Source organism: Delftia sp. NA_296.1, from assembly GCF_052692095.1.
This window is the reverse complement of sequence record NZ_JBQZGF010000003.1, coordinates 672,528-684,192: the sequence shown is the minus strand read 5'-3', so window position 1 is coordinate 684,192 and position 11,665 is coordinate 672,528. Positions and strand designations below refer to the sequence as shown.

At 69.1% G+C, this 11,665-nt stretch carries 8 protein-coding genes; all 8 read right to left on the bottom strand.

The features are described from left to right. The coding region (locus ACUTR7_RS11005; RefSeq protein WP_445608846.1) for a DUF6531 domain-containing protein at positions 1–438 on the bottom strand (438 nt) is incomplete at its 3' end. 232 nt (positions 439–670) lie between these two features. Beyond that, entirely contained in the window at positions 671–3,205 is a 2,535-nt protein-coding gene (gene fhuE / locus ACUTR7_RS11000; protein ID WP_445608845.1) for a ferric-rhodotorulic acid/ferric-coprogen receptor FhuE, read from the bottom strand. A 140-nt stretch (positions 3,206–3,345) separates the two neighbouring features. Further along, positions 3,346–4,329 carry a FecR domain-containing protein gene (locus ACUTR7_RS10995; RefSeq protein ID WP_445608844.1) on the bottom strand — a complete coding sequence of 328 codons (984 nt, stop codon included), beginning with the start codon at positions 4,327–4,329 and terminating at the stop codon, positions 3,346–3,348. Positions 4,330–4,334: 5 nt separating this feature from the next. Further along, positions 4,335–4,817, bottom strand: coding sequence for a sigma-70 family RNA polymerase sigma factor (locus tag ACUTR7_RS10990; RefSeq protein WP_043791465.1), 483 nt, complete (start codon positions 4,815–4,817; stop codon positions 4,335–4,337). A gap of 126 nt (positions 4,818–4,943) precedes the next feature. Then, on the bottom strand, positions 4,944–7,406 hold the full coding sequence (locus ACUTR7_RS10985; RefSeq protein ID WP_445608843.1) for a TonB-dependent siderophore receptor: 2,463 nt from the start codon (positions 7,404–7,406) through the stop codon (positions 4,944–4,946). An 88-nt stretch (positions 7,407–7,494) separates the two neighbouring features. Beyond that, positions 7,495–8,499 carry a FecR domain-containing protein gene (locus ACUTR7_RS10980; protein WP_445608842.1) on the bottom strand — a complete coding sequence of 335 codons (1,005 nt, stop codon included), beginning with the start codon at positions 8,497–8,499 and terminating at the stop codon, positions 7,495–7,497. Further along, the gene (locus tag ACUTR7_RS10975) at positions 8,478–8,984 is read right to left on the bottom strand and encodes a sigma-70 family RNA polymerase sigma factor (RefSeq protein WP_013802810.1); all 507 of its coding nucleotides are present in this window, start codon (positions 8,982–8,984) and stop codon (positions 8,478–8,480) included. Before ACUTR7_RS10975 ends, ACUTR7_RS10980 begins: the two co-directional genes overlap by 22 nt. A gap of 119 nt (positions 8,985–9,103) precedes the next feature. Next, positions 9,104–11,599, bottom strand: a complete 2,496-nt coding sequence (locus ACUTR7_RS10970) for a TonB-dependent siderophore receptor (RefSeq protein WP_445608841.1) — start codon at positions 11,597–11,599, stop codon at positions 9,104–9,106. Positions 11,600–11,665: the final 66 nt, after the last annotated feature.

Below are 11,665 nucleotides of genomic sequence, written 5' to 3'. Positions count from 1 at the left end.
TGGCGGCACGTAGGCCCGGCTGTAGCTGCTGTTGTAGTGGCGCACGACTTCCAGGCCGAGCAGGCCGGGCAAGGCGGGCATGTCCACTTCGCGCTGGTATTTGTTGCCGTTGATGAGGTGGATGGGGTTGCCTGCGCCCTGGTGGGTGCTGCTGGAGTTGCCCTGGGTGGCTGGGCCTGCGCCGCCGCAGGGGCTGCCGCCGGGCGTGGGGGTGCAGGTGCCGCCGCCCGAGTCGCCACCGCCGCCGCCACCGCCACCGCCACCGCCGAGGTCGATGCCGCCGCCCGTGCCGGGGGCGCAGCTTTGCACGGTGGGGTCGCATTTGCTGGTGCCGCCGCCCAGGTTGGGGGCGGCAGTCGCCAGGGTCGGCATGGCCTGGGCCAGCAGTGCGGCAATGCATAGCAAGGCGCTGCGCAGCAGCGTGTGCCGTGGGTGCATGTGAGTTTCTCCCTCGGGATTTTTAGGAATCTCGGGCAGGAGGCGGCCATGCGTCTGGCGGGGAGCTGGTGGAGGCAAGCCTGTGTCCGGGTTGCCGGTCAATCTAGGCAGCTGCGGCGTGCTTGTCTCTAGGAATAGTCTGTTTCTGAGGCCCAAAGGGAGGAATGGGTCGGGAAAGGGGCCGGCGTGGGGCTGTGGCGCAACGGAATGCGCCCCGCCCCAACGCAACCACTCAGAACTTGTAGTTCAGCACCGCCATGGCCTGGCGCGGCGTGCCGAACTGGCCCTGGCCGTCGATGTTGACGTAGTACTTCTTGTTGAAGAGGTTGTTCAGGTTCAGCTGCAGCGAGAGCCTGGGGCTGAAGGCATAGCGCGCCATGAGGCTGGCGGTGGCGAAGGATTTCTGCTCGAAGACCAGGTCATTGCCCGCCACGAAGACGCTGGCGCGGGTGCGGCTTTGCCATTGCAGGCCGCCGCCCACGGTGAGCTGATTCCATCCACCGGGCAGGCGGTAGGAAGTGAACAGCTGGGCCTGGGTCTTGGGCGCCCAGGCGTTGATGGACAGGCCCTGGGCGTCACGCGCGACGGTGTGGGCAATGCCGGCCGACAGGTTCCAGCCCGTGGCCAGTTCGCCCGAGACCTGGGCCTCGAAGCCCTTGCTGGTCACGCCCTTGGCGCCGTAGTAGGCGAAGTCGGTGGTGCCGGGCACGACCTGGCCTTCGTCCAGCTGGGCCACGTTGTCCTGCTGGATGCGGAAGACGGACAGCGAGCTGTTGAGCCTGCCGTCCAGGTGCTCGCCCTTGATGCCGATCTCGAAGCTCTTGCCCGCCACGGGGTCCAGGTAGCTGCCGCCACGGTCGCGGTAGTTCTGGGGCTGGAAGATGTCGGTGTAGCTGGCATAGGCCGAGAAGCCTTCGCTCAGGTCCAGCACCAGGCCTGCGTAGGGGATGAAGACGTTGTGGTCGCGCACCTCGCTGAGGCTGCGCACCTTCCAGCTGCTCTGGCGCCCGCCCACGATGAGCTTGACCGGATCGGCCAGCGACAGACGCAGCGCGCCGTACAGCGCGTCCTGGCGCGTGTGGTCCAGGCTGCTGGTGGTCAGCGGCCCCCAGGTGGGCTCGGCATAGGAGCCGTCCCATTGGTAGTAGTTGCCCACGTCCTGCAGCGGGCTGGTGCGCGCATGGCCGGCCTTGTGCTCGCGGGCGCGGCTGCTGGTCAGGCCGACAACGGCCTCATGGCGGCGCCCGCCCAGTTCCCAGCCGCCCGTCACCTGCAGGTCGGCGCTGTTTTGCTGGAAGCTGTATTCGGAGTAGTTGGGCAGGGCGGCCATGCCCAGGCCGGTGGTGATGTCGGGCTGGCGCATGAGGTACAGCAGCTTGGCGTCGTAGGCGCTGTCGCGGTGCACGAAGTTGGCCTTGAGCTTCCAGTCGTTGCCGAAGCGGTGCTGCAGGTTGGCGAAGATGTTTTTGTTGGTGCTGTTCCAGCGCGTCCAGTTCGCGGCCGTGGTCTTGGAGGTGCTCCAGTCGGCTGGCATGCCGTTCGTGAAGACCAGCGGCAGGCCGCCCCAGGTCGAGCCGGTGGGCCGGTTGGACTGGTAGTCGGCGCCCACGCTGAGCGTGGTGTCGGGCGTGAGGTCGGCGTCGATCACGCCGTAGAAGACCTGCTTGCGCGCGTGGTAGAGATCCACATGGGAGTCGCGCTCTTCGGCCATGCCGGCGACGCGTGCGCGGATGCGGCCGTCCTGCGTCAGCGGCATGGACAGGTCCACCGTGCCGCGATGGTGGTTCCACGAGCCCACGCTGGCCGAGGCCGAGCCCGTGAACACCTTGCTGTTGGCGTGCTTGCGCACCATGTTGATGGAGGCCGACGGATTGCCCGCGCCCGTGAGCAGGCCCGTGGCGCCGCGCACCACTTCGACGCGGTCATAGATGGTGGTATCGGTGCCCGAGTCACCGTAGAACGACAGGCCGATGGAGGTGGGCACGCCGTCGTACTGCAGGTTGTCCACATAGAAGCCGCGCGAGTAGAAGTCCGAGCGGTCGCTGTCCGAGCTGACGACATGGATGCCGGTGACGCTGCGCATGGCGTCGTTGAGCGAGAGCAGGCCCTGGTCCTCGATCTGCTGGCGCGTGAGCACGCTGACGGACTGCGGCGTGTCGCGCAGCGACAGGCTCAGGCCCGTGGCCGCCGCCGTGGCCGGCGTGGTGTAGGAGCCCGAGCCTTCGGTGGTGGGGCTGGCCTGGGCCGAGGCCGTGACCAGCACGGTCCTGAGTGTCTGGGAGGACCCCGCGCCTGCCGCACCCGCAGCACCCGCCGCGCCGGAGGTGGCCGGCACCACGGGCATCTCGCGCAGGGTGTACCCGCCACCGGCCGAGCGCACGGCCGCCAGCGGCGTGCCCAGCAAGGCGCGGTCCAGTGCCTGCTCCACGGTGAAGCGCCCGCTCACGCCGCCGCTGCGCAGCCCTTCGGTGACGGCCGAGCCGAAGGTGACCAGCACGCCGGCCTCGCGCCCGAGCTGGTTGAGCACGCTTTCCAGCGGGCCGGCAGCAATGTCGTACTGGCGCTGCTGCGAAGCACCGGCAGCGGGCTGCGCCCAGGCCTGTGCCGGAGCCAGGGCGCCCGCGGCGGCCAGCCCCGCCAGCGTGCCAGCGCACAGCACCTGCAGCGCCAGCGCCACCGGACGTAATGCCGGGGCCGCCGGGGATGGGCGGACGGTGGAGACGGCAGTCTGCCGCATGGAGTTCTGGCGCATGGTCTGAGGGCGCATGGAAAGGCCTTGTTGCAATGGTTGTAGAGAAGCGTTGGCGCACGCTGCGGTGCGCTCCTGTCTCTGTTGACAGCCATCGCCGGCAAATCAGCTCAAATTTTTTCAGGAAAGTGCGAAGGCCTTCATGCAGGCCGTGCCGCTCATGCCTTGCCCGCCCCGGCAGGCCGCACCATCACCCAGTAGCGCGAGAAGGAGTGGATTTCCACGGGCAGCGAGGAAGTCAGCGCGGCCAGCACGCGGTCGGTGTCGGCCAGCGGATAGGCGCCGGAGACGTGCAGGCCGGCCACGGCCGGGTCGCAGCCCAGGCGCCCGCGCCGGTAGCGGCCCAGCTCGGCCAGGAAATCCTCCAGCCGCATGCGCGAGGCCACGAGCATGCCTTCGGCCCAGGCGCTGGCCGCCGTGTCCAGCGCGCCGGAGTGCACGGCCTGCTGGGCCGTGAACGTGCCCTGCTCTCCCGCATCGATGCGCTGCGCGGCATGCGGGGCATGCGCGGGCCGCAGTTGCACGGCGCCTTGCAGCACGCCCACTTCAACGCCGGACTCGCGCTCGCGCACCGTGAAGCGCGTGCCCAGGGCCGGGACGGCGCCCATGGCGGTCTGCACGATGAAGGGACGGTGCAGGCTGTCCGGCGCGGTCTGCACCAGGATTTCGCCGCGCACCAGCTCCAGCACGCGCTCGGCCGCGCCGTAGCGCAGGTTGAGGGCGCTGCCGGTGTTGAGCACCACGCTGCCGCCGTCGGGCAGCGGCAGCGTGCGCTGCTCGCCCACGGCAGCCACCTGGTCGGCCGTCCAGCCGCGCCAGGCCTGCGAGCGCACGACGGCCGCGGAGCCTGCGCCCGAGACCAGCAGCACGGCCAGCGCCTGCACCGCACGGCGCCTGCCGGCCGAGCCGGGTGCGGCCAATGCGGCCCGCGCCAGCGGCATGGGGATGCCGGCCATCTGGCTGCCCATGGATTCGATGCGCTGCCAGGCGGCCTCATGCTCGGGGCTGGCCGCACGCCAGCGCCGCAGGCCATCGTGCTGCCGGGCCTGGGCCTTGCCGGAGTTCAGTTGCAGCCACCATTGCACGGCCTGGCGGGCCACTTCGGCAGAAATGGGGGAAGAAGCGGAAGGAAACGCCTGCATGCCGCCTACTCCGGGAAGAAGCAGCGCATGGCCGCCTTGGCCAGATGCCGCTTGACGGTGGAGACGGAAATCCCCAGCTCGGCAGCGATCTCGCCATGGCCGAGCCCTTCGAGCTGGGCCAGCAGGAAGGCCTGCTTGGCCAGCGCGGGCAGGCGGCCCAGGCGGCGGTCTATCTCCACCAGGGTCTCCAGCACCATGAGCCGGACCTCGGGCGGCGGCGCCACGGGCTCGGGCATGGCGGCCAGGGCATCGAGATAGGCCTGCTCGATGGCGCGGCGCCGCACCTGGTTGATCAGCAGGTTGCGCGCAATGGTGGTCAGGTAGGCGCGCGGCTCCTGGAGCTGGTCCAGGCCCTTGGCGCCCAGGACCTTGAGGAAGGTGCTCTGCGCCAGATCGGCCGCGTCGAAGGCATTGCCCACCTTCTTGCGCAGCCAGCCCTGCAACCAGCCGTGGTGGGCCAGGTACAGGGATTCGACATGGGCGGACAAGGAGGGCGATGGGCTGGACACGCGGCGACCCGAGATTGAGAATAATTCTCAATTATAGGCAACTGCGACCCTCTTGCGGCCCAGCTCTCCCGCCTGCTGCTGCAGTCCGTTGCTCCTGGCCGTGTTTCAGAACTTGCCGCGCAGGGTGAGCGTCGCGCTGCGCGGTGCGCCGTAGACATTGCCCCAGGCCGGCGCGCCTATGGTCTGGTAGTAGGTCTTGTCGAACAGGTTGGCCACGCTCAGTGCCACGGACCAGTTGCGGTCGATGCGGTAGCCCAGGCGGGCAGACCACACGGCATAGGCTGGCTGCACATCGGTGATGGCGCCCACCGCGCGCGAGCTGGCGGTCTGGAAGTTGGCGCCGCCGCCCACGTTCCAGGCGCTCCATTCGCCCGGCAGGCGGTAGTCGCTCCAGACACGCAGCATGTGCTTGGGCGTGTAGGTGCTGGCGAACTCCACGCCGGCATTGGAGGTGTTGTCCAGGTACTTGAAATGGCTGAAGGTGTAGCCGGCAAACAGTTGCCAGCCACGCGCCACCTCGCCGCTGATCTCGGCATCCAGCCCCTGGCTTCGGACCTTGCCCACGGAGACATAGCAGTAGGTGCTGGCCGAGCAGGGGTTGACCAGGTCCTCTTCGGCGCGGTTCTTCTGGTCGATGCGGAACAGGGCCACGGCCGCGTTCACCCTGCCGTCCAGCAATTCGCCCTTCATGCCCACTTCCAGATTGCGCCCCTCGATGGGTGCCAGCAGGTCGCCGGCCGCCGTCACGGCGTTCTGGGCCTGGAAGATGTCGGAGTAGCTGGCATAGGCCGACCACTGGTCATTGAGCGCATAGACCAGGCCGCCATAGGGCGTGATGACGCCGCTTTCCTTGTACGGGTCGTTGTAGGCCTCGCCCGTGTTGCGGTAGTTGCTGCTGCCCGTGAAGCGGGTGACGCGGGCGCCGCCGATCACGGTCAGCGCATCGGTGAGGCTCAGCCGCGCCACGCCGTAGGCGCCGGACTGGGTCATGCGGGTGCGGCTTTCATCGCCGCGATAGCGGTTGGCCAGGAATTCCGCGCGGGACGGCTCGCGGATGGCGGCGCTCGGGTCGAACACGTTGTTGGGCAGGCCCATGCGGATCAGCGAATAGTCGCTGTCATTGACCATGCGGCCCGTGTTGGCGCCAAAGCTCAGCGAATGCCGGCGGCCGAAGGCGTCGAATTTGCCGTCCACCGCCACGTCCAGGGTCTTGTTGTCGGTGGTGACATCGAACAGGCCGGCATACATCTCGTTGCCCGCCAGCGTGGCGGGATTGATCGCCCCCAGGGCAAAGGCGTACTTCATGTCGTGCTTTTCCCGGGTGTAGCCCGCCGTGGCCTTGACGGTCCAGTCCGCGTTGAAGCGGTACTGCAGCTCGGCAAACAGCGATGTCTGCTCGCTGTCCCAGCGGTTCCAGTCCGCGCCCAGGAAGGTGGAGCGCGGCAGCCGCAGGTCCGCCCCGTCGGCATAGCGCGGCAGGCCCTGGAAGAACGGCGTGGAGCGCAGCCGCTCGTGGGTGGCGCCCACCGTCAGCCGGGTCTGGGAGCTGAGGTCGTACTCCAGCACGCCGTAGAGCACGCCGGTGCGGCTGCTGGCCACGTCGTAGAAATAGTCGCGGCTGTTGAGGCTGGCGACCACGCGCCCGCGCAGCGTGCCGGCCTCGTTGAGCGGGCCCGTGGCATCGATCTCGCTACGCAGGTTGTTCCAGGAGCCCGCACTGGCCGATACCTCCAGCTGGCGCTCTGCCAGGGGGCGCTTTTGCACCATGTTGATGGCGGCGCTGGGGGAGCCCGCCCCCTGCAGCAGCCCCGTGGCACCGCGCACCACTTCCACGCGGTCCAGCGTGGCGGCGTTGCTGGTGAAGTTGTCGGCCTGCGGGTAGTAGAAGGCGCGGTTCACGCCATCGAACTGGTAGGTGTCCACGCGGAAGCCGCGCGAGTAGACATAGCGCCCGCCCATGGGGCTGTCGTACATGGTGATGCCCGTGGTGCTGGCCAGCACGTCGTCCACGGTGTTGAGGTTCTGGTCGTCCATGCGCTGGCGCGTGATCACGCTGATGGACTGGGGGATGTCCTTGATCGCCTGCTCGCCCTTGCCCACCGTGACCGCGCGGGCCACGTAGCTGCCCGTGCCTTCGCTGGTGGCGCTGCGCTCGGCGCGGGCCGTCACCTGCACTTCGTTCAGGACCATGGTGGAGCCGGCAGCAGCGCCGGCCGGTGCGGCCTGCCTGCGCAGCGTGTAGCTGCCATCGCTGCGCGCCACCATGTCCAGCCCGCTGCCGGCCAGCAGGCGCTGCAGCGCCTGCTGCGGCGCGTAGTGGCCGGACAGGGCCGGGCTGGTGAGCCCTTCGGTCAGCGCAGGATCGAAGGACAGCGAAATGCCCGCCGCCGTGGCCACGCCAGCCAGCGTGCGGCCCAGCGGCCCGGGCGCGATCTGGTAGGTCTGGGCTGCGGGTGCCGGTTCGGCCGCCTGCACGGCGCCTGCGGCCAATGCCATGCCCAGCAGGGCCAGGCGGGCGGCATGCGCCAGGGGATGGAAGACGGGATGCGGCATCGGTACGGCAGGCATGGAAATCGGTCCTTGGAGGCGGTGAAGAAAGAAGCTCTTTCCCCGTTGCCAGCCGAGATCCGAAAAAGTGTCACCCTGCCTCGATTTTTTAGTTCCTGGCGACCACGGTGATCCAGTAGCCGCGCATGCGCGTCTGCACGTCGACGGGATAGGTGGAGGCCAGCATGGTCAGCGTCCGGTCCGTATCGCCCAGCGGAAAGGAGCCGGACACGCGCAGCGCGCGCACCTCGGGCGCGCACTGCAGCAGGCCGGGCCGGTAGCGCGACAGTTCGGCGCAGAACGCGGCCAGCGGCATGGCGTCGGCCATCAGCATGCCGTGGGTCCAGGCCGTGGCCTCGGGCTGCAGGGGCTGGGGCGCGGTCACCTCCCCCGCTCGCAATACCGTTTGCTGACCGGCTTGAACGACCAGCGCCGGGTGGGCGGCGCCGCGCAGCGTGACTTCCACGGCGCCCTCGGTCACGGCCAGGCGCACGGGGCCGCCGTCCGCCCTGCCCCCCTCTTGCCGCACGGTGAAGCGGGTGCCCAGGGCGCGCAGCCGGCCATGGGCGGTGTCCACGACAAAGGGGCGGTGCGGCGTGGCGGTATCGGCCGCCGTTTCTATGGAAATCGCGCCTTGGCGCAAGGTGAGCAGGCGCAGTGCGCCATCAAACCGGATGTCCACCGCACTGGCCGTGTCCAGCAGGAGGCGGCTGCCATCGGCCAGATGCTCGGTGCGGCGCTCGCCGGTGGCGGTGCGCAGGTCGGCGCCCCAGCCGCGCTGGTCCGCTGCGCTCCATACCAGCCAGCTTGCAGGCGCCACGGCCAGCAGCGCGGCCAGCCGGGCCACGGTGGCGCGGCGCTGGGCGCGGTGGCTTCGGGGCCGGTCCAGCGCCGGCATGGCCAGCGCTGCAGGCAGGCCGCCCAACTTGCCCAGCAGCCGCTCGGCGCGCTCCCAGGCCAGGGCATGCTGTGGGTCGGCCTGGCGCCAGCGTTCGCAGGCGGCGCGGTCGGCGTCGGTGGCGCCGCTGTCGTGCAGGCGCATCAGCCATTCGGCGGCCTCGTCGAGCACGCGCGCTTGCAGGGGCGTCTCCATCACGCCATTGCCACCAGGCATTGGCGAAACGCCTGGGCCATGTAGCGCTTGACGCTGGTGAGCGAGACCTCCAGCTGCTGCGCGATGTCCTCGTACTTCATGCCGTCCAGCTGGGACAGCAAAAACGTGCGCCGCACGATGGGCGGCAGCGCGTCCAGCATGGCGTCTATCTCGTGCAGGGTCTCCAGTACCAGGGCGCGCTGCTCGGGCGAAGGCGCCACAGGCTCGGGCAGTGCGGCCAGGGCTTCGAGGTAGGCGCGCTCCAGCGCCTGGCGCTTGTACCAGTTGACGAGCACGCCCTTGGCCACCGTGGTCAGGTAGGCACGCGGCTCCTGCACACCGGCCAGGTCGCGCACGCCCAGGATGCGCACAAAGGTGTCCTGCGCCAGGTCCGCCGCATCCGCCCCGTTGCCCAGCCTGCGGCGCAGCCAGCCCTGCAGCCAGCCATGGTGGGCGGCGTACAGGGAGGCGGCTTCTCGGTGCTGGGGGGTGGAGGCGGATGGCATGGCAGGTCCCGATTCCCTTGGGGGCGGGGCCCGCAATCAAACAAGAATCATTCTTATTCGATTGTATCCATGCCGGGGAGCGTGCGAGAGCGCTTTCGACCGGCCTGATGGCGCAAGGCCTACCAGATGTACCCGAACCGTACCACCATGTTGCGCGCTTCGCCGTAGTTGCAGGCATTGGCGGAAAAGCACGACGCCGTGTGGTACTTGTCGAACAGGTTCTTGACCGTCAGGCTCACGCTGGCCCCGCGCCAGTCACTGCGCATCTTTCCCAGGTCATAGCGCAGCGAGGCATCCACCAGGGTGAACGACGGTACGCGGAAGCTGTTGTCCGCATCGCCCCAGCTCCAGCCGATGTAGCGTGCCCCCACGCCCGCCCCCAGCCCCAGCAGGTCGCCCCCAAAGGCATAGTCCACCCAGGCCGACGCCATCTTGCGGGGCACTTCGTAAGGCGACTTGCCCTGCACGTTGCCGCCCCACTGGTCTGGCTGGGCCCGGGTCACCTTGACGGGGTTGTAGGTCAGCGCGGCCAGGAGCTTGAGCCCGCGCGTGGGCTGGACTGCCGCCTCGAACTCGATGCCGCGAGAACGCACTTCGCCCTGCTGTATGGAATAGCGGACGTTCTCGGGGTCGGTGGTGAGCACGTTCTGCCGGCGCAGCTCGAAGGCGGCCAGCGTGAAGCTGCTGCGCTCGTCGGGCGAGTACTTGACGCCGACCTCGACCTGTTTGCCGGTTTCCGGATCAAAGGGCCGGTCGTTGCGGTCAGCGCCCATCAAAGGGACAAACGACTCGCTGTAGCTGACATAGGGCGCCACGCCATTGTCTGCAAGATAGGTCAGGCCGACACGGCCGGTGAAGGATTTGGGCTTGCGCACGCTGGTGGACACGGGGTCGGCCAGGCGGCTGGACTGCTCCAGGCGGCTCCAGTCGTGGCGTCCGCCCAGGGCCAGCACCCAGCGGTCCTTGCGGATGCGGTCCTGCACGTAGAGGCCTACCTGCTGGGCGCGCTCATCGCGCAGCGCATCGGGCTGCAGCAGCGAGGTGTCGATGAAGCTGCCATAGACGGGCCGGTAGATGTCCAGCTGCGGACCGTCGGCGATATAGGAGTCGAAACTGGAGCGGCTGCGGTTGTAGTCCAGCCCCACGATGAGTTCATGCTGCAGGCCGGCCGCCGCGAATTGGCCCGACAGGCTGGTGTCCACGGTATAGACGCCGCCCTTGCCATCGCGCGAATCGATCTCCCGGTTGGTGATGGAGCCGTCGATCAGCGGCCCGTAGCGGAACATGTACTGCTCGTGGTTGCGTGCGTGCAGGTAGCGGAAGTTCTGCCGCAGCGTCCAGCCGCTGTCGAATTGATGGCGTGCGTCGTAGCCCAGCGATGCGACCTCGGTCTCTTCACGGTCGAAGCCCGGCTCCCCCAGGAAGCGGTTCAGGGGCAGCCGGCCATTGGGGTTGCGCCCGTTGAGCGCATCCCACTGCACGTTGGTGGACATCATGGCGTGGTTCTTCTGGTAGAAGCCGCGCAGCGTGACGCTGGTGCGCGCGTCCGGCGCCCAGGTCAGGCTGGGCGCCAGGTAGACGCGGTCATCACGCATGAAGTCAATCTGCTGGTCGGCCGCCCTGGCCAGCCCCACCAGGCGGTAGCTCACCGTGCCATCGTCACCCACCGGCCCTCCGAGGTCGAAGGCCGCCTGCCGGCGAGCATGGCTGCCCACGGACAACTCCATGCCGCGCACCGCATCGGCCGAAGGCCGCTTGGACACGAAGTTCACGATGCCGCCCGGCGAGTTCTGCCCATACAGCACCGAGGCCGGCCCCTTGAGGACCTCCATGCGCTCGGCCCCGTAAGGCTCCATGCCGAAAAAGCCCAGCGTGCCCAGCGGCATGAGGCGCAGCCCGTCCAGGTAGAAATTGCCCGAGAACTGGCTGAAGCCGCGCACCGACAGGCTGTCGTCCGCAGGATTTGCCCCGCCCGTGTTGGTGCGCACGCCGGCCGTGTACTGCACGGCGTCGTTGAGCGTGCGCACGCCCTGGTCGTCCATGCGGTCACGCGTGATGACGGACACCGATTGCGCCACCTCCAGAATCGAGGCATCGGTCTTTGTGGCCGTGCTGGCCCGGCGCGCCACATACCCGCTGGTACTGCCCCAGGGGCTTTCTGCCGGGGCCGCGGCGGTCACCCTGACCTCACCCAGCACGGTCGATGCCTGGGTGGCCTCGGGCACCGCACGCAGCACAAAACCGCCCTCCCCCGCCGCCTGCGCCTGCAGGTCGGTGCCGGCCAGCAGCCGGTCCAGCGCCTCGCGCACCGTGAGGCGGCCCTGCACGCCCTGGGTGCGCCGGCCCTGCACCAGGGCGGGCGGCGCACTGATGCTCACGCCTGCGTCAGCGGCAAACGCCGTGAGCGCGGCGGCCAGCGGGCCTGCGGGCACCTGGAACGGACGCTGCACCGCGCTGGCCGCCGCCGCACCGGCCTGGGCCAGCGCGGCGCGCGGCAAGGCGGCGCCTGCCGCCAGGCCCGCTGCCATGAGCACGGCGAGGCCTGTCTGGGGCAGCGGAAAGAGCAAGAGGGAGGGAGTGCGCGCCACGCTGCGCATGCCGGGCCGGAGAGCCATGGTCTGTTTTTCCTTCGGAAGTCGTTCGATGAAATCGGTTGCCATCGAACAGGACACGGCCTGCCG